Here is a 19,973-nt window from a genome sequence, read left to right as displayed (position 1 = left end):
CTGCGTCGCGCGTTCGTAGAAGCGTGTGGGCGCGCGATGCCCATTGGTTCTCCGTAGGAGCGGGTCATGCCCGCGAATCGCGCCCATGGGGCGCTCCTACAGGCTGAACCCGTCTCAATCTTCCTCATCGAGCTGGTAGCGCGTCGGCACCAGGCTCTCCTTGATCCGTCGCAGATGCGGCTGGAAGTCCACGCCGCGGCGCAGGGTCACGCCGGTGGCGAGCACGTCGAGGACGGTGAGCTGGATGATCCGCGAGGTCATCGGCATATAGATGTCGGTGTCTTCCGGAAGCGGAACGTCCAGGCTCAGGGTGCTGGCGCGGGCCAGCGGCGAGTCGGCGGCGGTCAGGCCCAGCACCGACGCGCCGTTCTCCCGCGCCAGGTGCGCGACTTCAACCAGCTCGCGGGTGCGCCCGGTATAGGAAATCACCACGAACAGGTCGCCGGTATGCGCCACCGAGGCGATCATCCGCTGCATCAGCACATCGCTGTGGGCCGACACCGCCAGGTTGAAGCGGAAGAACTTGTGCTGCGCATCCAGCGCCACCGAACTCGAGGCGCCAAGACCGAAGAAGTGGATTTGCCGGGCCTGGATCAGCAGGTCCACGGCGCGGTCGATCACTTTCGGGTCGAGCAGCTTGTAGGCGCTGTCCAGTGAGGCGATGGTGCTGCTGAAGATCTTCCGGGTGTAGGCCTCGGGGCCGTCGTCCTCGGCCACCGCCTGGGCGACGAAGGCTGCGCCGCTGGCCAGGCTCTGGGCCAGCTGGATCTTCAGCTCCGGATAGCCGCTCATGCCGAAGGAGCGGCAGAAACGGTTCACCGTTGGCTCGCTGACGCTGGAGGCCTGGGCCAGCGCGGCGATGCTGAAGCGCGTGGCCTGCTGTGGGTCGCGCAGTATCACTTCGGCGACCTTGCGCTCGGCCTTGTTCAGCTGTTCCAGACGGCTCTGGATCTGCTCCAGCAGGTTTTTCATCCGTGCTCCTTGGGCAATCGACGGTTGGCCGAGTTGGGGCGGCCAGCGGCGCTATCCTAACGTCAGGCCGGCAGGCGACCAAGAACGGCGCGAAGCGGCAAAAATATGTTGTTTAATTACTACATATTTGTCTTAATGTTGGTGTGGAAGGCTAACTATCGCTAAAAATTTGGTTGGTAACAACAAATGTCTGAAGTCCGCGTTCTTCCCTGCACCCTGGCGCTGTTCGGCGCCCTGGGTGATCTCGCCCTGCGCAAGCTGCTTCCAGCGCTGTACCAGCTGGATCGTGAAGAGCTGTTGCATGGCGATACCCGTATTCTCACCCTGGCCCGCGACGAGGGTGCCAGCCAGTCGCCCCTGGCCCTGATCGAGCAGCGCCTGCGCCAGGCGGTGCCGGCGAATGAGTGGGACGAGTCGGTATGGACACGCTTCCATGCGCGGCTGACTCACTTGAGCATGGATTTCCTCGACGCCGGCTCCTACGTGACCTTGGCCGAAAAGGTCGGCGACGCGCAGACGCTGGTGGCTTACTTCGCCACCGCCGCCTCGGTATTCGGCAGTATCTGCGAGAACCTCGCCGCCGTCGGCCTCGACGAGCGCACCCGCGTGGTGCTGGAGAAGCCCATCGGTCACGACCTGGAGTCCTCCCGCGCAGTGAACGACGCGGTGGCGCGGTTCTTCCCGGAAAACCGCATCTACCGGATCGACCACTACCTGGGCAAGGAGACGGTGCAGAACCTCATCGCGCTGCGCTTCGCCAACAGCCTGTTCGAGACCCAGTGGAACCAGAACCACATCTCCCACGTGGAAATCAGCGTGGCCGAGCAGGTCGGCATCGAAGGCCGCTGGGGCTACTTCGACAAGGCCGGCCAGCTGCGCGACATGGTGCAGAACCACCTGCTGCAGCTGCTTTGCCTGATCGCCATGGACCCACCGGCACAGTTGACCGCCGACAGCATCCGCGACGAGAAGGTGAAGGTGCTGCGTGCACTGGAGCCCATTGCGCCGGAGCAACTGGCCACTCGCGTGGTGCGCGGGCAGTACACCGCCGGCTTCATCGACGGCAAGGCGGTGCCCGGCTACCTCGCCGAGGAAAACGCCAACCCCAACAGCGATGCGGAGACCTTCGTCGCGCTGCGCGTGGACATTCGCAACTGGCGCTGGTCCGGCGTGCCGTTCTACTTGCGTACCGGCAAGCGCATGCCGCAGAAGCTGTCGCAGATCGTCATCCACTTCAAGGAACCGCCGCACTACATCTTTGCCCCGGAGCAGCGCTCGCTGATCAGCAACCGCCTGATCATCCGCCTGCAGCCGGACGAGGGGATTGCCCTGCAGGTGATGACCAAGGACCAGGGGCTGGGCAAGGGCATGCAACTGCGCACCGGCCCGCTGCAACTGAATTTCTCCGAGACCTTCCAGACCGCCCGTACCCCGGATGCCTATGAGCGACTGCTGCTGGAGGTTACGCAAGGCAACCAGAACCTGTTCGTCCGCAAGGATGAGATCGAGGCCGCCTGGAAATGGTGTGACGGCCTGATCGAGGGCTGGGGGCGCCTGGGCGAAGAGCCCAAGCCCTACCCGGCGGGGAGCTGGGGGCCGCAGGCCGCCGTTGCCCTGGTCGCGCGCGATGGGAGGGACTGGTATGGCGATCTCTGAACCGAGACTGGCTGAAGGCATGGCCTGGAAAACCTGGAACAACGCCGCTGAACAGGCGAATGGACTGGCCGTTGCCGTGGCCGATGGATTGCGTACCGCGCTGGCCGAGCGTGGCCGGGCGTTGCTGGTGGTGTCCGGCGGGCGTAGTCCGATTGCTTTCCTCGAAGCGCTGAGCGGCGCCGAGCTGGACTGGTCGAAGGTCTCCGTGAGCCTGGCCGACGAGCGCTGGGTGCCTGAGTCGCATCCGGACAGCAATGCCGGCCTGTTGCGCCGTCATCTGCTCCAGGGGGCAGCAGCGAAGGCGCATTTCATCAGCCTGTACCAGCCGGCGGTCTCGCTGGAAGAGGCGGCGGACAAGACCGACCGTTTCCTGCATGAGCTGCACCTGCCCATCGACGTGCTGGTGCTGGGCATGGGCGACGACGGCCATACCGCCTCGCTGTTCCCTGGCAGCGCTGGCCTGGCCGAAGCGCTCGATCCGGCGAGCACGCGCCGTTGCCTGCCGATGTGGGCGCCGAGCGTGCCGCATCAGCGCCTCACCCTGACCCGCGCCATGCTGCAGGGGGCGCGCGTGCAACTGCTGGCCATCCAGGGCGAAGCCAAGCTGGCCACCCTGAGCCGGGCGCTCAGTGACAACGACGACCAGCGCATGCCGATCAACGCGTTCCTGCGCGCACCTCTTTCGATCCATTGGTGCCCTTGAGGCACGGAGTTACCGCAATGTCTGAACAACACATCCAGCAGATCGATGCCCTGGCGCAGCGCGCGCGCATCCTGCCGGTGATCACCATCGACCGCGAGGCGGACATCCTGCCCATGGCGGATGCCCTCGCTGCCGGAGGGATCACTGTCCTGGAGGTGACGTTGCGGACGTCGCTGGGCCTCACTGCCATTCGCCAACTGAGCGAGCAGCGCCCGGAGCTGATCGTCGGCGCCGGCACCGTGCTCGACCCGGAAACCTTCCGCCAGGCGGAAGAGGCGGGGGCGCAGTTCATCGTCACTCCGGGCTGCACTGACGAGCTGCTGCAATACGCCGTGACCCGCCCGGTACCGCTGCTGCCGGGCGTGGCCACCGCCTCGGAGATCATGGCGGCGTACCGTTACGGCTTGCGCCGCTTCAAGCTGTTCCCGGCGAAGGTCTGCGGCGGCGTGGAGGCACTCAAGGCCTTCGGCGGGCCGTTCCCGGAGGTGCGTTTCTGCCCCACCGGCGGCGTCGGTCCGGACAACCTGAATGATTACTACCGGCTGGCCAACGTGATGTGCGTGGGCGGCAGCTGGATGCTGCCCAAGGCTGCCATCGACAGCGGCGACTGGGCCACGGTCGAACGCCTGAGCCGCGAGGCGCTGGAGTTACTGGATACACACTGAGCTGTCCTGGATTTGGACGTGCCCGGCCTTGTGCCGGGCCTTTTTATGCGCGTTTGAAGTGCTTTTCGTAGGAGCGAGCTTGCTCGCGAATGGACCTCCCGGCGGCTCTGATGCTCGGGCTGTTCGCGAGCAAGCTCGCTCCTACAGATAACGGATGCTTTGGTGCATTCCAGGGCAAACGATCAATCCACCCCGACAAACCCACCCGTCTGGTGCCGCCATAGCCGCGCATAGAGCCCGCCATGGGCCAGCAGCTCGGCATGGCTGCCGCTCTCGACGATGCGACCATGCTCCAGCACCACCAGGCGGTCCATGCGCGCGATGGTGGAGAGGCGGTGGGCGATGGCGATCACCGTCTTGCCCTGCATCAGGGTCTCCAGGCTTTCCTGGATCGCCGCTTCCACTTCCGAATCCAGCGCCGAGGTGGCTTCGTCGAGGATCAGGATCGGGGCGTCCTTGAGCAGCACGCGGGTGATCGCGATGCGCTGGCGCTGGCCGCCGGAGAGCTTCACGCCGCGCTCGCCGACGTGCGCGTCGAGGCCAAGGCGGCCCTCGGCATCGCTCAGTTGCGGGATGAACTCCGAGGCGCGGGCCTTCTGGATGGCGTCCTGCAGCTCCGCCTCACCGGCGTCCGGGCGGCCATACAGCAGGTTGGAGCGGATCGAACGGTGCAGCAGCGAGGTGTCCTGGGTGACCATGCCGATCTGCGCGCGCAGGCTTTCCTGGGTCACGCCGGCGATGTCCTGGTCGTCGATCAGGATGCGGCCGCCTTCCAGGTCGTACAGGCGCAGCAGCAGGTTGACCAGGGTGGACTTGCCGGCGCCGGAGGGGCCGACCAGGCCGATCTTTTCGCCGGGGCGCACCACCAGGTCGAGGTCGTCGATCAGGCCGCCACCCTTGCCGTAGCTGAACGACACTTTCTCGAAGCGCACCTCGCCACGATTTACCGTGAGTGGCCTGGCCTCTGGCTTGTCCACCACCTGGCGGGGCAGGGCGATGGTCTGCATGCCGTCCTGCACCTGGCCGACGTTCTCGAAGATGCCGCCGACCACCCACATGATCCAGCCGGACATGTTGTTGATGCGGATGACCAGGCCGGTGGCCAGGGCGATGGCGCCCACCGAGATCAGCGACTGGCTCCACAGCCACAGGGCGAGGCCCGTGGTGCCGGCGATCAGCAGGCCGTTGAAGATGGTGATGGTGACGTCCATCGAGGTCACCACGCGCCCGGCGCGCTGGGCCTTGCGGGTCTGGTCGTCAATGGCCTCGCGGGCGTAGTCCTCTTCCTGGCGCGTATGGGCGAACAGCTTGAGGGTGGTGATGTTGGTGTAGCCGTCGACGATGCGGCCCATGAGCCTGGAGCGCGAATCCGAGGCGGCCACCGAGCGGCGCTTCACCTGCGGCACGAAGTAGCCCAGGGCGCCGACGTAGCCGATCACCCAGAGCACCAGCGGGATCATCAGGCGCCAGTCGGCCTCGGCGAACAGCACCAGGGCGCTGATCGTGTAGATGACCACGTGCCAGATGGCGTCGACCACCTGCACGGCGGAGTCGCGCAGGGAGTTGCCGGTCTGCATGATGCGTTGGGCGATGCGTCCGGCGAAGTCGTTCTGGAAGAAACCCAGGCTCTGCTTGAGCACGTAGCGGTGGTTCTGCCAGCGGATCAGGTTGGTCATGCTGGGGTTGATGCTCTGGTGCACCAGCATGTCGTGCAGGCCGTTGAACAGCGGGCGCAGGACCAGCGCGACGACGGCCATCCAGATCAGCTCGCGGCCGTGCAGGGAGAAGAAGTCGGCAGGGGCGGTGCCTTGCGCGAGGTCGACGATGCGCCCGAGGTAGCTGAACAGCGCGACTTCGATCAGCGCGACGATCAGCCCGACGAAGAGCAGGGCGAGGAAGACCGGCCAGACCTGGCGCAGGTAATAGACGTAGAAGCGGATGACGTCGGACGGCGGCATGCGCTCGGGGACGTCGCGGAAGGGATCGATCAGACGCTCGAAACGACGGTAAAGCATGATTCTTCTCGGGTTGGTGGCGGGTCCATCCTGGACCCGCTGTACATGGTCTCCGTCAGGCGTGTGCGCGGTACATCACAGGCGCTTGGCGGAGAGGATGACGACCGGGGTTTTCGGGACGTCCTGGAACATGCCGTGGCTGCCGGTCTGGACCTGGGCGATCTGGTCGACCACGCCCATGCCGCGTACGACTTTGCCGAACACGGCGTAGCCGAAGTCGCGATTGCCGTGGTTGAGGAAGTCGTTGCCGGTCAGGTTGATGAAGAACTGGCTGGTGGCCGAGTCCACCGCGCTGGTGCGGGCCATGGCCAGGGTGCCGCGCTCGTTGAGCAGGCCGTTGTCGGCCTCGTTCTTGATCGGTGCCTGGGTGTCTTTCTCTTTCATGGCCTCGGTGAAGCCGCCACCCTGGATCATGAAGTTGGGGATGACGCGGTGGAAGATGGTGCCGTTGTAGAAGCCGCTGTCGACGTAGGACAGGTAGTTCTTCACAGAAATGGGCGCCTTGTCGGCGTACAGCTCGATTTCGATTTCACCCTGGCTGGTGGAAAGCAGCACGTGCGGCTTGTTGGCATCGGCGGCGATTGCCGAACCGGCCAGGACCAGGGAGCAGGCGGCGAGCAGGAAGCGTTTGAACAGAGTCATTTGGCGGATGTTTCCGTTAGGTTCTAGGGATGGTCGACCTGCCCGAGAAAATCGAGCAGGGTGGTGTTGAAGCGTTCCGGCTGATCCAGTGGCGTGGCGTGGCGCGAGTCCTCGATCACCACCAGGCGGGCGTTGGGCAGATTCCCAACGTAGGCCTGTTTCAGCGAGACGGGGGTGTAGTCGCGGTCGGCGCTGATCACCAGTGTGGGACAGGTTATGCGTGCCAGGCGTTCCTGCACACCCCAGCCGATGATGGCGTGCAGGCTGGAAAGGTACGCGCGTTTGTCGTTTTGCGGCCAGCGTTGCTGGATCTTGTGGCGCAACTCAGCCTGCTCGGGCTTGGGGAACAGCAGCTTGCCCAGGGCCTTGCCCACGGTGTCCAGGCCCAGCACGTGGGCGAGGAACAGGCGGCGCGCTACTTCCAGGTATTCGCGCAGGGTCCGGGGTTTCACTTCCGGCGCGCTGTTGACGATGGTCAGGCTGTTCAGCCGCTCCGGCCAGCGGGTGGCCAGCTCGAAGCCGATCATGCCGCCCATGCTGATGCCGACCAGATGCACGCGGCCCAGGTGGAGGTGGTCGAGGAGGGCGATCACGTCCTCGGCGAAGGCCCCGATGCTGTAGCGTTCGCGTGGCTTGTCCGACTGGCCGTGGCCGCGCACGTCGAGGGCGATCACCCTGTGGTGCTTTTCCAGCTCCGGTACCTGGTATTCCCAGTCGCGGGTGCTGGAGCCCAGGCCGTGCACCAGCAGCACCGGCGTGCCGAAGCCGCTTTCCTCGTAATGCAAACGGTGGCCAGCGTGGTCGAAGAAGGGCATGGCGGGCTCCTTGCTCTAGCTCTGCGGCCTGGCCGTCAGGCCGGGCTCTCAGGGGCGGCGAAATGGGCGTCCAGGGGGACGCTGGCGAAGGTGGTCAGCAGTTCGACGAGAATCTGCGTGGCCGGGCCCAGTGGCTTCTCCTTGTTCGGGTAGAGGTAGAAGCGACTCTCGCGTACTCCGCCCTGGGTCAGTGGCAACGGCTTGAGTACGCCGTCCTTCAGCTCGCGCTCGATCATGTGCCGCGGCAGCCAGGCGAAGCCCAGGCCGTTGCTGACGAAGGTGGCGGCGGTGGCCAGGCTGCCCACTGTCCAGCGCTGTTCGGCGCCCAGCCAGCCGACGTCGCGCGGCTGCAGACGGCCGGAGTCACGGATCACCACCTGCATCTGGGTTTCCAGGTCCTGATGGGTGACTTCGCGTTGCAGGCGATGCAGCGGGTGGTCGGGGTGAGCGACGGCGACAAAGTCCACAATGCTCAGGTCGGCGCCCAGGTGGCCGGCAATGTTCAGGCCGCTGATGGCCAGGTCGGCATGCCCCTGCACCAGGGCCTCTTCCACGCCGGAGAGTACTTCTTCACGCAGCAGCACGCGGCAGCCACGGCTTTGCGGCATGAAGGCAGAGAGGGCGCGGACCAGGCGCACGGTGGGGTAGGCGGCGTCCACCACCAGGCGTACCTCGGGCTCCCAGCCCTGCTCCATATGGTGGGCCAGCTCTTCCAGTTGGCCGGCGGATTTCACCAGTTGGCGCGAGCGTCGCAGCAGCACCTCGCCGGCTTCGGTAAGCACCGCCTTGCGTCCGTCGATGCGCAGCAGCGGCACGCCGAGCTGCTCCTGCATCCGCGCCACGGTGTAGCTGATCGACGACTGTGAACGGTGCATGGCTTCCGCCGCCTGGGCGAAGCCTCCGTGATCGACCACGGCTTGCAGGGTTCTCCACTGATCCAGGGTAACGCGGGGCGCTTTCATCCTCGCTTCCTCTTGTCTAATCTGGCGGTCCGGATAAAACCAAGAAGAGACCGCCATGAAAAAAATCGGTTGTGCCGTACTGGCGATGTTGCCGCTGACCGCCCTGGCCTATCCCATCGAGGTCGAGAAGACGCTCAATGGCACCGAAGTCAGTTATGACACCCAGGACATCGGCGACCGGATGGGGGCGATCCTGTTGCACAACCATGGTGAGAAGTCGGTGACCTGCACTGCAGTGTTCGTCAATGGCCCGGAAACACCCCATGTGCGCAAGGCCACCCTGGAGCCGGGCAAGGACGCCAACATGGCTTCCAGCTTCAGCCGAGCGGTCATCAAGCTGCGCATCAAGCTCACCTGTACGCCGGCCTGACAGCCTCCAGTACCCGCTCAAGACTAGAAGCAGATTCACTGAAAATCAATTTATTCGATAATTAGTAGCGATTATTTACGCTTTTTTATCGAGTTATCAGTCTCTAGGATTCACTCCATCGACAAGTCACTGACCGATGGAGGTCGAATCCATGTCCCGCGTTCTGGTTATCGAAAGCAGTGCCCGCCAGCAAGGCTCCGTATCCCGTCAGCTGACCCGCGAATTCATCGCCCAGTGGCAAGCCGCCCACCCGGCGGACGAGATCCAGGTACGTGACCTGGCCGTCGAGCAGGTGCCGCACCTGGATGCCAACCTGCTGGGCGGCTGGATGAAGCCCGAGCAGGAGCAGTCCGAGATCGAGCGGGCAGCCCTGCAGCGCTCCAACCTGCTGACCGCCGAACTGCAGGCTGCCGATGTGCTGGTGCTGGCTGCGCCGATGTACAACTTTGCCATTCCCAGCACCCTGAAATCCTGGCTGGATCATGTGCTGCGCGCCGGCGTCACCTTCAAGTACACCGAGACCGGCCCGCAGGGGCTGCTCACCGGCAAGCGTGCCTTCGTTCTCACCAGTCGTGGTGGTGTCTATGCCGGCGGCGCGCTGGATCACCAGGAGCCCTACCTGCGCCAGGCGCTGGGCTTCGTCGGCATCCATGACGTCACCTTCATCCATGCCGAAGGCCTGAACATGGGGGCCGAGTTCGCCGAGAAGGGCCTGTCCAGGGCCAAGGCGCAGCTCGCCGCCGTCGCCTGATCCCGCTTTCCCTTGCGCACCCTTTCGCTCCTGGGTGCGACTGTGGCCGACCTCCTACCCCCTGGAGGCCGGCCATTTTTTATTCCCGATGCTGGCCCGGTGGGGAGGAATCACATCCTCCCGCTTCGGGCTGTTCAAAGTCTGATCAGCATGCTAAAAGAACCTTGAGCTGATCTAGCCGCTTGAAAAAGAAGGGAAAACCATGACCAAGTCGGAGTTGATCGAGAGAATCGTCACCCATCAGGGGCAGCTTTCCGCAAAGGATGTGGAGCTGGCGATCAAGACCATGCTTGAGCAAATGTCCCAGGCTCTGGCGACAGGGGATCGCATCGAAATCCGGGGTTTCGGTAGTTTCTCGTTGCACTATCGCGCCCCGCGCACCGGCCGTAATCCGAAGACCGGCGAATCCGTGCGCCTGGACGGAAAGTTCGTTCCGCACTTCAAGCCCGGCAAGGAGTTGCGCGACCGCGTCAACGAGCCCGAGTGAGCCTGGGTTTTCCGTTTTGAAGGAGTTTCCATGCTTCGGGTAAAGCGTTTCCTGTTCATCCTCGCGCTGGTCGTGCTGGCCGCCGTGGTCGTGGTTTTCGTTCTGGAAAACCTCCAGCCCGCGCAACTGACCTTCCTCGGCTGGCAGTCGCCACAATGGCCGCTGGTGGTGTTCGTTTCCCTGGCCTTCATCCTCGGCGGGTTGATTGGCCTGCTGATGAGCATTCCTGTTCATGCCCGGGCGCGTGTCCGCATGGCCGGCATGCGCTCTGAAATCACCCGCTTCCGCAAGGAGAACGACGCGCTGCGTGACAAGTCGCTGACGGATCATGCCTAGCGTTCTTGCGACGCTGTTCTTCTTCTGCGCCCTGGCCATCGGCTGGTGGATGGGGCGTCGTTCGCGTTCGCAGCCCTTTCCCAGCGCAGGCAATGACCTGCGCTCGCGTATCCACAGCATGCACAACTTGCTGGAGCGTCACTCCGACGACGCGCTGGAAAGCCTTTCCCAGGGACTGGTGCTCAGCCCTGAGACACTGGAAAGCCATCTGCACGTCGGCAACCTGTTCCGCCGCCGGGGCGACATCGAGAAAGCCATTCATATTCACCAGGACCTCCTGGGGCGCGCAGGCGAGGATGTTTCACTGGCCTCCCAGGTTCGCCTGGAGCTGGCGCGGGACTTCATTGCCGGTGGGTTGCTCGGCAGTGCCGAGGAACTGCTGGATGAGCTGATCCACCTGCCGGGCGAGCCGATTTCGCTGGAAGCGCTCGATGAGCAGCGGCTGATCTGCGAGCGGGAGAAGGATTGGTCCCGGGCGATCGAGCTGGCGGCACAGTTGGTGCCCAGTCGCCCCGAGCTGACTGCGGCGCTAGCGAATTACTATTGCGAGCTGGCCCTGGAGAAGGGGCGTGGCGGTGACCGCAGCGGCATGCAGGAGCTGCTGCGCGAGGCCCGCCGGGTGGATCGGCATTGCGTGCGGGCATTGCTGATGCGGCTGGATTGTGAGCTCTGGCGGCAGGACCACCCTGCGGCTGTCGCCACCATGGGTGAAGTAGCGCGGGACGCCAAGGCTTTTGTTGGGGAGATCGTGCCGTTGCTGCGGCGCTACGATGGCCTGGATGTGCCGCTGATCCGCGAATTTCTCCGCAACCTGGCGGAAGCCGAAGAGGTGCCGCCATTGATTCTGGCTGTCCTGGCCGAGACCGAGGAGGGCAGTGTTGCAGCGCACTGGCGCGACAGTCTGTTGAGGCGTGTCGAGCAACGCCCCTCCTGGCAGGGCGTCGGTGAGTTCCTGGATGGACTCGGGGGGGCTGGCGACAATCCTTCCAGCATCGAAAAAATTGCTCCTATTATCATCGGCTTGTATAGGACAATGCCGCGCTACCGTTGTAGCCGGTGCGGTTTTGCCGGACGGGAGCTGCACTGGCAGTGTCCGAGCTGCCATGCCTGGAACGCGTTGCGGCCGGTCATCTCGCCCCTTTAAGCGCTATTTCGCTCGACACTCTGGATGACGCCGTCGGCGTCAGTTTCTGCAGGTACAGGATTGAAAGTTTTACTGACGGGCGCAACAGGTTTTGTCGGTCGGGGCATGCTGGCGCGTTTGTGCGCGGAGCCGGCCGTGCGTGTGCGCATCGCCGTACGGCGGCCTCCGGATGAGTTGCCGGCTGGCGTCGAGTGTGTGCGTATCGATGGCCTGAGTGCGTCCCAACACTGGGATGAGGCCATGCAGGGCATCGATGTGGTGATTCATGCCGCCGCGCGGGTGCATGTCATGGATGAGCGCGCCGCCGATCCGCTGGCCGAGTTCCGTGCGGTGAACGTCGAGGCGACTCGCCAGTTGGCCCGGCAGGCTGTCGCCGCAGGCGTGAAACGCTTCGTCTACCTCAGTTCCATCAAGGTCAATGGCGAGGAAACCGAGCCGGGACGGCCTTATCGCGCGGATTCGGTTGCGCAGCCGCAGGACCCTTATGGCCAGTCCAAGCTGGAAGCGGAGCAGATGCTGTTCGCCATGGGCGAGGAGACCGGTCTGGAGGTGGTGGTGGTGCGCCCGCCGCTGGTCTATGGGCCAGGCGTCAAAGCCAATTTCGCCAGTCTGATGGGGGCGCTGCAACGGCGGCTGCCATTGCCTTTTGCGTCCATCGACAATCGCCGTAGCCTGGTTGCGCGGGACAATCTGGTTGATCTGCTTCTGCTGTGCGCGCGCCACCCCGCGGCTGTCGGTCAGGTGTTCCTGGTCAGTGATGGACAGGATATGTCCACGGCGCAGCTATGCCGCGAACTGAGTGAGGGGCTGGGCGTGCGCCCGCGGTTGCTGCCAGTGCCGGCCCCGGCCCTGCGGGCATTGGGGCTGCTCACCGGCCGTAGCCAGCAGGTGCAGCGTCTGCTCGGCTCATTGCAGGTGGATATCTTGTCCACTTGCCAGGTCCTGGGTTGGCAGCCGCCGGTATCGGTGCGGCAGGCTATCCGGGAAACCGCGCAATGGTACAGGGAGCGTCGAGGTCAATGAGCATGGGGGTATTGCTGGCGGCTGTTTTCCTGGCGTCGTGGGCCATGACCTGGGGAGTAAGGCGCTACGCGTTGGCGCGAAGCATCATGGATATTCCCAATGACCGCAGTTCGCACCGGATTCCGACGCCTCGGGGCGGCGGTGTCGCCATTGTGCTGGGATTTCTCGGTTGCCTGGCGCTGGCGGGTGTCCTGGGGACCGTGGACGTTCGTAGCCTGGTGGCCCTGCTGCCGGCCGGCGCCTGGGTGGCGGCTTTAGGCTTTCTGGATGATCACCGGCATATTCCTGCCCGCTGGCGTCTGCTTGGGCACTTCCTCGGCGCCGGATGGCTGATGTACTGGGTTGGGGGGCTGCCGGCGCTGTCCACGCCTTGGGGCGCGATTGACCTGGGGCTGGCGGGAGATCTGCTAGCCTTGGTATTTCTCGTCTGGCTGCTCAACCTGTACAACTTCATGGATGGCATCGATGGCATCGCCAGTCTGGAAGCCATCAGTGTCTGCCTGGCTGGCGCCCTCTGCTATGGGCTGGTCGGCGCAGGCGGCAAGACGTGGCTTCCGTTGATCCTGGCCATGGCGACCGCGGGGTTCCTGGTATGGAATTTCCCTCCGGCGCGTATTTTCATGGGGGATGCCGGCAGTGGCTTTCTCGGGGTGGTACTGGGAGGGATGGCGCTCCAGGCGGGTTGGGTATCGCCGCCCTTGCTCTGGAGTTGGCTGATCCTGCTCGGAGTCTTCGTGGTGGATGCGAGCTATACCTTGCTCCATCGCCTGATTCGCGGTGAGCGGGTCTATGAAGCGCATCGCAGCCACGCCTACCAGCGTGCTTCGCGGCGTTATGGCAGCCACTTGCGGGTTTCCCTGGCGATTACCGGCATCAACCTGTGCTGGTTGGCGCCACTGGCGATTGTGGTCAGTCTGGGATGGGTTTCCGGTTTGCTGGCACTGATTGTGGCCTATGCTCCTTTGGTGCTTGTCGTAGCTCGTCTGGGTGCAGGTCGTCCGGATGATCAGGATGTGAGCTGAACTCCATTGGAAATGGTGGTCAATGTAGCGGGGAAGAGCGTGTTTTCCCGCTCTCGATGAAGGACAAGCACAAATGCTCCGAGAACGCCTGCTAAGGCTTCCGCGACGGTACAAGCGACTCTTGCAGGTCGTCACTGATATCACTCTGGTCTGGTTCTCGCTCTGGATGGCGTTCATCGTCCGACTGGGGACGGAAGACCTCTCGTATCCGTTGCGCGTGCATGGCTGGCTGTTCGTCGCTGCGCCGATAGTGGCGATTCCGCTGTTCATCCGTTTCGGGATGTACCGCGCGGTGATGCGCTACCTGGGCAATGACGCGCTGATCGCGATCTGGAAGGCGGTAACGCTGTCCTCCCTGCTGCTGTCGCTGGTGGTGTACTGGAACCGCTCGGTCGAAGAGGCGGTGCCGCGTTCCCTGGTGCTGAACTACTGGTGGCTCAGTCTGCTGATGGTGGGTGGCCTGCGTCTGGCCATGCGGCAGTACTTCATGGGCGACTGGTACAGCGCCGTTCAGGCGGTGCCCTTCTTCAGCAAGCAGGATGGCCTGCCGAAGGTGGCAGTGTATGGCGCCGGTTCGGCCGGTAACCAGCTGGCCGCGGCCTTGCGCCTGGGACGAGCCATGCGGCCGGTGGCCTTCATCGATGACGACGACGAGATCGCCAATCGGATCATCGCCGGTCTTCGTGTTTACAAGCCCAAGCACATTCAGCAGCTGATCGAGGAGACCGGTGCGCAGGAAGTGCTGCTGGCGATTCCGTCTGCCTCGCGTGCGCGTCGCCGCGAGATCCTGGGTTTGCTGGAACCCTATCCGTTGCACGTGCGCAGCGTCCCCGGCTTCATCGATCTGGCCAATGGTCGGGTGCGGGTGGATGACATCCAGGAGGTGGATATCGCCGACCTGCTCGGGCGGGATGCGGTCGAGCCGCGCAAGGAGCTTTTCGAGCACTGCATCCGTGGCCAGGCAGTGATGGTCACGGGGGCGGGCGGCTCCATCGGCTCGGAGCTTTGCCGCCAGATCCTGGCGTCCGCGCCGACGGTGCTGGTCCTGTTCGAGCACAGTGAGTTCAACCTCTATCGCGTGCACCAGGAGCTGGATATGCGCGTCAAGCGCGAATCCCTGGCGGTCCAGCTGGTGCCGATCCTCGGTTCGGTGCGCAGCCCCGAACGGCTGCTCGACGTCATGCGCACCTGGAAGGTGGCCACCGTTTATCACGCCGCGGCCTACAAGCATGTGCCGATCGTCGAGCACAACATTTCCGAAGGCGTACTCAACAACGTCCTCGGAACGCTCCATACGGCCCAGGTGGCGGTACAGGCCGGCGTCCAGAACTTCGTTCTGATTTCCACCGACAAGGCGGTGCGCCCGACCAATGTCATGGGCAGCACCAAGCGGCTGGCTGAGATGATCCTGCAGGCGTTGAGCCAGGAGTCGGCGCCGGTGCTGTTCGGCGACAAGTCCGGTGTGCATCAGGTCAACAAGACCCGCTTCACCATGGTCCGCTTCGGCAATGTGCTGGGTTCGTCCGGTTCAGTGATTCCGCTGTTCCGCGAGCAGATCAAGCGCGGCGGGCCGGTGACGGTCACACATCCCGGTATCACCCGTTACTTCATGACGATCCCTGAAGCCGCCCAACTGGTCATCCAGGCGGGTTCGATGGGGCGCGGCGGCGACGTCTTCGTGCTCGACATGGGGCAGCCGGTGAAGATCCTCGAACTGGCCGAACGGATGATTCACCTTTCCGGTCTGAGCGTGCGCTCCGAACGGATGCCTCAGGGTGACATTTCCATCGAGTTCAGCGGGCTGCGGCCCGGCGAGAAGCTGTATGAGGAGCTGCTGATCGGCGACGACGTCAGCGCCACCGAGCACCCCATGATCATGAAGGCCAACGAAGAGCTGATGCCCTGGGAGGGCTTCAAGCTGGTGCTGGTCGACCTGCTCAAGGCGGTGGATCAGGGCAACTATGCTCGGGTGCGCCAGCTTCTGCGCGAAACGGTCAATGGCTATTGCCCGGAAGGCGATATCGTCGATCTCATCCACCAGCATCGGCGCATGGAGCCCTGATCGCGGGTTCCTAGCAGACGGCGGAAGAGCCGCATCTGCGTGCATTGTCAGTCCTTTCCTTGTGATCTGTCGGCGTTGGCGGAAACTGCCGCCGACTCTTTAAACCGGCGTTTTCACGGGCATTCCTGGCGATATGTTTTCAAGGCGGCGCAATGGCGCCGCCTTGAAATCTGATACGTCAAGGAACGATCCATGAAGAAGAGCCTGCTTTCCATCGCAAGCATCATCCTGTTGGCCAGCCTTTCCTTCGCTGGCGTCACCAGTGCCGCCACCACGCCTCAGCCCGTTGCGACGCCTGCCGTCGAGTCCACCGCGCCCGCCAGCAAGGCGTCGGCCGCGCAGGCCACCACTGTCAATATCAACTCCGCGGACGCGGAAGAGTTGCAGAAGTCGCTGAAAGGCATTGGCAAGGTCAAGGCGCAAGCGATCATCGATTACCGTACGGCCAACGGCCCGTTCACGAGCGTCGACCAGCTTCTGGAGGTGAAGGGGATTGGCAAGGGAACCCTGGACAAGAATCGGGACAGGATTTCGCTCTGAGCCTTGCCAGGTGGCAGGAAAAGCCGGTCGATGACCGGCTTTTTCTTGCCCCAATAAAAAAGCCCCCGGCATATGCCGAGGGCTTCGAATTTTGGCTTCGCTACCTGGACTCGACGGCGTCAGCCGAACGCGCTTCAGCGCGGCCCCGAAGGGGGAATCACCTGGGACGCAGTCCCTGGTGAGAGTCCAGAGGCCCAATAAAAAAGCCCCCGGCATGTGCCGAGGGCTTTGAATTTTGGCTCCGCGACCTGGACTCGAACCAGGGACCCAATGATTAACAGTCATTTGCTCTACCGACTGAGCTATCGCGGAACAACGGGGCGTATCTTACTGATTAAAAAGGGGAAGTCAACATTGTTGCGACGACTTCCCCTTATTTTTTACAGCACTTGGACGATGGCGCGGGTAACGGTGTCCAGGTTGCCGTTGTTCAGCGCGGCGACGCAGATACGGCCGGTGCCGACGGCGTAGATGCCGAACTCGTTCTTCAGGCGTTCTACCTGCTCGGCGGTCAGGCCGGAGTAGGAGAACATGCCGCGCTGCTGGGCAACGAAGCCGAAGTCACGCTTGGCGCCCAGGGCGGCCAGTTGCTCGACCATGGCTACGCGCATGGCGCGGATGCGGGTGCGCATTTCGCCCAGTTCTTCTTCCCAGACCGCACGCAGTTCCGGGCTGTTCAGCACGGCGGCGACGACGCTGGCACCGTGGGTCGGCGGGTTGGAGTAGTTGGTGCGGATTACGCGCTTGACCTGGGACAGGACGCGGGTCGACTCCTCGCGGCTGTTGGTCACGACCGACAGGGCGCCGACGCGCTCGCCGTACAGCGAGAACGACTTGGAGAAGGAGCTGGAAACGAAGAAGTTCAGGCCCGACTTGGCGAACAGGCGCACGGCGGAGGCGTCTTCGTCGATGCCGTCACCGAAGCCCTGGTAGGCGATGTCGAGGAAGGGCACGTGGCCCTTGGCCTTGAGTACGTCCAGGACCTGCTTCCAGTCGTCCATGGTCAGGTCGACGCCGGTCGGGTTGTGGCAGCAGGCGTGCAGCACAACGATGGACTGCGAGGGCAGGGCGTTCAGGTCTTCCAGCAGGCCGGCACGGTTCACGCCGTTAGTGGCGGCGTCGTAGTAGCGGTAGTTCTGCACCGGGAAACCGGCGGCTTCGAACAGGGCGCGGTGGTTTTCCCAGCTCGGGTCGCTGATGGCGACGGTGGCGTTGGGCAGCAGGCGCTTGAGGAAGTCGGCGCCGGTCTTCAGCGCGCCGGTACCGCCGACGGCCTGGGTGGTCACCACGCGGCCTTCGGCCAGCAGCTCGGAGTCAGCCCCGAACAGCAGCTTCTGCACGCCCGAATCGTAGGCGGCGATGCCTTCGATCGGCAGGTAGCCGCGCGGAGCGTGGGCCTCGATGCGGGCCTTCTCCGCGGCCTGGACGGCGCGCAGCAACGGGAGACGGCCTTCCTCGTTGTAGTACACACCAACGCCCAGGTTGATCTTGCCCGGACGGGTATCGGCGTTGAAAGCTTCGTTCAGGCCCAGGATGGGGTCGCGAGGGGCCATTTCGACAGCGGAGAACAGACTCATTTTGGCAGCAGCTCTAAGGCGGGAGTGAAGTGCAATTGCAACCCCCCGCTCACGGCGCTGGGGGTTGCGTCGACGGGCCGGTATTATATAGGCCTCTATGGCAGGCTGCGAGTTATCGCGCATGCTTTTCGACTGGTATGACGCTTTGGCGACCGAAGCGTCACACGTCAATGCGAGGTTCCCATGTCGTTATTCCAGCTGGATTCGCGCTTCGAGCCCGCCGGCGATCAGCCGGAAGCCATCCGACAGATGGTGGAAGGGCTGGAAGCAGGCCTGTCGCACCAGACGCTGCTGGGGGTGACCGGCTCCGGCAAGACCTTCAGCATCGCCAATGTCATTGCCCAGGTGCAGCGCCCGACCATGATCCTGGCGCCGAACAAGACCCTGGCCGCGCAGCTCTACGGTGAGTTCAAGACCTTCTTCCCGAACAACGCGGTGGAGTACTTCGTCTCCTACTACGACTACTACCAGCCCGAAGCCTACGTGCCGTCCTCCGATACCTATATCGAGAAGGATTCTTCGATCAACGACCACATCGAGCAGATGCGGCTGTCGGCGACCAAGGCGCTGCTGGAGCGCGAGGACGCCATCATCGTCTGCACCGTGTCGTCGATCTACGGCTTGGGCGACCCGGCGTCCTACCTGAAGATGGTGCTGCACCTGGATCGTGGCGACAAGATGGACCAGCGCGAGCTGCTGCGCCGCCTGACCAGCCTGCAGTACACCCGCAACGACATGGACTTCGCCCGCGCCACCTTCCGCGTGCGCGGCGACGTCATCGACATCTTCCCGGCGGAATCGGACCTGGAAGCGATCCGCGTCGAGCTGTTCGACGACGAGGTGGAGAACATCGCCGCCTTCGATCCGCTCACCGGCGAGGTGATCACCAAGCTGCCGCGCTTCACCTTCTACCCCAAGAGCCACTACGTCACCCCGCGGGAAACGCTGCTGGAGGCGGTGGAACACATCAAGGCCGAGCTCAAGGTGCGCCTGGAGTACCTGCGCACCAACAACAAGCTGGTGGAAGCCCAGCGCCTGGAGCAGCGCACCCGCTTCGACCTGGAGATGATCCTCGAGCTGGGCTACTGCAATGGCATCGAGAACTACTCGCGCTACCTGTCCGGGCGTGGTCCCGGCGAGCCGCCGCCGACCCTCTACGACTACCTGCCGGCCAACTCGCTGCTGGTGATCGACGAATCCCACGTCAGCGTTCCCCAGGTTGGCGCCATGTACAAGGGCGACCGCTCGCGAAAGGAAACCCTGGTGGAATACGGCTTCCGCCTACCCTCGGCGCTGGATAACCGCCCGCTGCGCTTCGAGGAATGGGAGGCGATCAGCCCGCAGACCATCTTCGTCTCGGCGACCCCCGGCCCCTATGAAGCCCAGCATGCCGGGCGGGTGGTCGAGCAGGTGGTGCGTCCCACCGGCCTGGTCGACCCGGAAGTGGAAATCCGCCCGGCGACCACCCAGGTGGACGACCTGCTCTCGGAAATCCGCCTGCGCGTGGCCGAGGATCAGCGTGTGCTGGTCACCACCCTGACCAAGCGCATGGCCGAGGACCTCACCGACTACCTGGGTGATCACGACGTGCGGGTGCGCTACCTGCACTCGGACATCGATACCGTGGAGCGGGTGGAGATCATCCGCGATCTGCGCGCCGGCGCCTTCGACGTGCTGGTGGGGATCAACCTGCTGCGCGAGGGCCTGGACATGCCCGAGGTGGCGCTGGTGGCGATCCTCGATGCGGACAAGGAAGGCTTCCTGCGTTCCGAGCGCTCGCTGATCCAGACCATCGGCCGCGCCGCGCGAAACCTGCACGGCAAGGCGATCCTCTACGCCGACAACATGACCGGCTCAATGCAGCGGGCGATCAACGAGACCGAGCGCCGCCGCACCAGGCAGCTGGAGTTCAACGCCAAGCACGGCATCGTGCCCAGGGGCGTGAAGAAGGACATCAAGGACATCCTCGAAGGCGCGGTGGTGCCGGGCGCCAAGGGCAAGCGCCGTAGCCTGGCCAAAGTGGCGGAGGAGAGTGGCCGATACGAGAACGAGCTGCGCACGCCGGACGAGGTCGCCAAGCGCATCAAGCAGCTGGAAGAGCGCATGTACCAGCTGGCCCGCGACCTGGAGTTCGAGGCCGCGGCCGGGGTGCGCGACGAGATCGGCAAGCTGCGCGATCGGATGGTGTCGATGGGCTGAGTGGCGGGGGGGAGCCGGTTGGCGAGTACCGG

The 19,973-nt window shown here is 64.0% G+C and carries 19 protein-coding genes and 1 tRNA gene; 13 read left to right on the top strand and 7 right to left on the bottom strand.

Going from position 1 to position 19,973, the window contains the following annotated elements:
- Positions 1-114: 114 nt before the first annotated feature.
- Positions 115-972, bottom strand: coding sequence for a MurR/RpiR family transcriptional regulator (locus GA645_RS19975; RefSeq protein WP_152224702.1), 858 nt, complete (start codon positions 970-972; stop codon positions 115-117).
- A 186-nt stretch (positions 973-1,158) separates the two neighbouring features.
- On the opposite strand from GA645_RS19975, the gene zwf reads away from it, so the two are divergent.
- The 3 genes from zwf to GA645_RS19960 are packed head-to-tail and all read left to right on the top strand — an operon-like array spanning position 1,159 to position 3,996.
- Positions 1,159-2,628 (top strand): glucose-6-phosphate dehydrogenase, encoded by a 1,470-nt coding sequence (gene zwf / locus GA645_RS19970; RefSeq protein ID WP_152224701.1) that lies wholly within the window; start codon positions 1,159-1,161, stop codon positions 2,626-2,628.
- Positions 2,615-3,331: a 6-phosphogluconolactonase gene (gene pgl / locus GA645_RS19965; RefSeq protein WP_152224700.1), complete on the top strand. Its 717-nt coding sequence runs from the start codon at positions 2,615-2,617 to the stop codon at positions 3,329-3,331. Before zwf ends, pgl begins: the two co-directional genes overlap by 14 nt.
- 17 nt (positions 3,332-3,348) lie before the next feature.
- A complete protein-coding gene (locus GA645_RS19960; RefSeq protein WP_152224699.1) occupies positions 3,349-3,996 on the top strand; it encodes a bifunctional 4-hydroxy-2-oxoglutarate aldolase/2-dehydro-3-deoxy-phosphogluconate aldolase in 648 nt (215 codons plus the stop codon).
- 182 nt (positions 3,997-4,178) lie between these two features.
- Here the strand turns inward: GA645_RS19960 and GA645_RS19955 are convergent, their stop codons facing one another.
- The 4 genes from GA645_RS19955 to GA645_RS19940 form a co-directional block, all read right to left on the bottom strand.
- The gene (locus tag GA645_RS19955) at positions 4,179-6,011 is read right to left on the bottom strand and encodes an ABC transporter ATP-binding protein (RefSeq protein ID WP_152224698.1); all 1,833 of its coding nucleotides are present in this window, start codon (positions 6,009-6,011) and stop codon (positions 4,179-4,181) included.
- Between the two features lie 75 nt (positions 6,012-6,086).
- On the bottom strand, positions 6,087-6,647 hold the full coding sequence (locus tag GA645_RS19950; protein WP_178119632.1) for a peptidylprolyl isomerase: 561 nt from the start codon (positions 6,645-6,647) through the stop codon (positions 6,087-6,089).
- A gap of 29 nt (positions 6,648-6,676) precedes the next feature.
- On the bottom strand, positions 6,677-7,468 hold the full coding sequence (locus GA645_RS19945) for an alpha/beta fold hydrolase (RefSeq protein ID WP_152224696.1): 792 nt from the start codon (positions 7,466-7,468) through the stop codon (positions 6,677-6,679).
- Positions 7,469-7,503: 35 nt separating this feature from the next.
- Complete coding sequence (locus GA645_RS19940) at positions 7,504-8,430, bottom strand: LysR family transcriptional regulator (protein ID WP_152224695.1); 927 nt, start codon at positions 8,428-8,430, stop codon at positions 7,504-7,506.
- 55 nt (positions 8,431-8,485) lie between these two features.
- Between GA645_RS19940 and GA645_RS19935 the strand changes: the two genes are divergently transcribed.
- The 9 genes from GA645_RS19935 to GA645_RS19895 all read left to right on the top strand — a co-directional run bounded on the left by GA645_RS19935 (position 8,486) and on the right by GA645_RS19895 (position 16,165).
- On the top strand, positions 8,486-8,800 hold the full coding sequence (locus GA645_RS19935; protein WP_152224694.1) for a 3-phosphoglycerate kinase: 315 nt from the start codon (positions 8,486-8,488) through the stop codon (positions 8,798-8,800).
- Positions 8,801-8,951: 151 nt separating this feature from the next.
- Positions 8,952-9,551 carry an FMN-dependent NADH-azoreductase gene (locus tag GA645_RS19930; protein ID WP_152224693.1) on the top strand — a complete coding sequence of 200 codons (600 nt, stop codon included), beginning with the start codon at positions 8,952-8,954 and terminating at the stop codon, positions 9,549-9,551.
- Between the two features lie 202 nt (positions 9,552-9,753).
- Positions 9,754-10,038 carry an integration host factor subunit beta gene (gene ihfB / locus GA645_RS19925; RefSeq protein WP_015478091.1) on the top strand — a complete coding sequence of 95 codons (285 nt, stop codon included), beginning with the start codon at positions 9,754-9,756 and terminating at the stop codon, positions 10,036-10,038.
- A gap of 30 nt (positions 10,039-10,068) precedes the next feature.
- Complete coding sequence (locus GA645_RS19920) at positions 10,069-10,374, top strand: lipopolysaccharide assembly protein LapA domain-containing protein (protein ID WP_152224692.1); 306 nt, start codon at positions 10,069-10,071, stop codon at positions 10,372-10,374.
- Positions 10,367-11,518, top strand: a complete 1,152-nt coding sequence (locus GA645_RS19915; protein ID WP_152224691.1) for a tetratricopeptide repeat protein — start codon at positions 10,367-10,369, stop codon at positions 11,516-11,518. Before GA645_RS19920 ends, GA645_RS19915 begins: the two co-directional genes overlap by 8 nt.
- Positions 11,519-11,623: 105 nt before the next feature.
- Positions 11,624-12,541, top strand: a complete 918-nt coding sequence (locus GA645_RS19910) for an SDR family oxidoreductase (RefSeq protein ID WP_256676203.1) — start codon at positions 11,624-11,626, stop codon at positions 12,539-12,541.
- A complete protein-coding gene (locus GA645_RS19905) occupies positions 12,538-13,563 on the top strand; it encodes a glycosyltransferase family 4 protein (RefSeq protein ID WP_152224689.1) in 1,026 nt (341 codons plus the stop codon). The genes GA645_RS19910 and GA645_RS19905 overlap by 4 nt, the downstream gene beginning before the upstream one ends.
- A 73-nt stretch (positions 13,564-13,636) precedes the next feature.
- Positions 13,637-15,625, top strand: coding sequence for a nucleoside-diphosphate sugar epimerase/dehydratase (locus GA645_RS19900; RefSeq protein ID WP_152224688.1), 1,989 nt, complete (start codon positions 13,637-13,639; stop codon positions 15,623-15,625).
- Positions 15,626-15,817: 192 nt separating this feature from the next.
- Complete coding sequence (locus GA645_RS19895) at positions 15,818-16,165, top strand: ComEA family DNA-binding protein (RefSeq protein WP_152224687.1); 348 nt, start codon at positions 15,818-15,820, stop codon at positions 16,163-16,165.
- 236 nt (positions 16,166-16,401) lie between these two features.
- Here the strand turns inward: GA645_RS19895 and GA645_RS19890 are convergent.
- Together GA645_RS19890 and GA645_RS19885 are read right to left on the bottom strand one after the other, a co-directional pair.
- Positions 16,402-16,477: transfer RNA gene (locus tag GA645_RS19890), tRNA-Asn, on the bottom strand.
- A 68-nt stretch (positions 16,478-16,545) separates the two neighbouring features.
- A complete protein-coding gene (locus GA645_RS19885; protein WP_152224686.1) occupies positions 16,546-17,742 on the bottom strand; it encodes an amino acid aminotransferase in 1,197 nt (398 codons plus the stop codon).
- Positions 17,743-17,925: 183 nt separating this feature from the next.
- Between GA645_RS19885 and uvrB the strand changes: the two genes are divergently transcribed.
- A complete protein-coding gene (uvrB, locus tag GA645_RS19880; RefSeq protein WP_152224685.1) occupies positions 17,926-19,941 on the top strand; it encodes an excinuclease ABC subunit UvrB in 2,016 nt (671 codons plus the stop codon).
- The last annotated feature ends 32 nt before the right edge of the window (positions 19,942-19,973 follow it).

Source organism: Pseudomonas sp. SCB32 (assembly GCF_009189165.1).
Lineage (GTDB): Bacteria > Pseudomonadota > Gammaproteobacteria > Pseudomonadales > Pseudomonadaceae > Pseudomonas.
This window is presented reverse-complemented; position numbering and strand designations above follow the sequence as displayed.

Coding starts and splice junctions, on each gene's coding strand:
- GA645_RS19900 (WP_152224688.1), top strand. CDS start 13,637: ATGCTCCGAGAACGCCTGCTAAGGCTTCCGCGACGGTACAAGCGACTC.
- GA645_RS19975 (WP_152224702.1), bottom strand. CDS start 972: ATGAAAAACCTGCTGGAGCAGATCCAGAGCCGTCTGGAACAGCTGAAC.
- GA645_RS19915 (WP_152224691.1), top strand. CDS start 10,367: ATGCCTAGCGTTCTTGCGACGCTGTTCTTCTTCTGCGCCCTGGCCATC.
- zwf (WP_152224701.1), top strand. CDS start 1,159: ATGTCTGAAGTCCGCGTTCTTCCCTGCACCCTGGCGCTGTTCGGCGCC.
- GA645_RS19910 (WP_256676203.1), top strand. CDS start 11,624: ATGCTGGCGCGTTTGTGCGCGGAGCCGGCCGTGCGTGTGCGCATCGCC.
- GA645_RS19895 (WP_152224687.1), top strand. CDS start 15,818: ATGAAGAAGAGCCTGCTTTCCATCGCAAGCATCATCCTGTTGGCCAGC.
- GA645_RS19935 (WP_152224694.1), top strand. CDS start 8,486: ATGAAAAAAATCGGTTGTGCCGTACTGGCGATGTTGCCGCTGACCGCC.
- GA645_RS19940 (WP_152224695.1), bottom strand. CDS start 8,430: ATGAAAGCGCCCCGCGTTACCCTGGATCAGTGGAGAACCCTGCAAGCC.
- GA645_RS19945 (WP_152224696.1), bottom strand. CDS start 7,468: ATGCCCTTCTTCGACCACGCTGGCCACCGTTTGCATTACGAGGAAAGC.
- pgl (WP_152224700.1), top strand. CDS start 2,615: ATGGCGATCTCTGAACCGAGACTGGCTGAAGGCATGGCCTGGAAAACC.
- GA645_RS19960 (WP_152224699.1), top strand. CDS start 3,349: ATGTCTGAACAACACATCCAGCAGATCGATGCCCTGGCGCAGCGCGCG.
- GA645_RS19955 (WP_152224698.1), bottom strand. CDS start 6,011: ATGCTTTACCGTCGTTTCGAGCGTCTGATCGATCCCTTCCGCGACGTC.
- ihfB (WP_015478091.1), top strand. CDS start 9,754: ATGACCAAGTCGGAGTTGATCGAGAGAATCGTCACCCATCAGGGGCAG.
- GA645_RS19930 (WP_152224693.1), top strand. CDS start 8,952: ATGTCCCGCGTTCTGGTTATCGAAAGCAGTGCCCGCCAGCAAGGCTCC.
- uvrB (WP_152224685.1), top strand. CDS start 17,926: ATGTCGTTATTCCAGCTGGATTCGCGCTTCGAGCCCGCCGGCGATCAG.
- GA645_RS19920 (WP_152224692.1), top strand. CDS start 10,069: ATGCTTCGGGTAAAGCGTTTCCTGTTCATCCTCGCGCTGGTCGTGCTG.
- GA645_RS19885 (WP_152224686.1), bottom strand. CDS start 17,742: ATGAGTCTGTTCTCCGCTGTCGAAATGGCCCCTCGCGACCCCATCCTG.
- GA645_RS19905 (WP_152224689.1), top strand. CDS start 12,538: ATGAGCATGGGGGTATTGCTGGCGGCTGTTTTCCTGGCGTCGTGGGCC.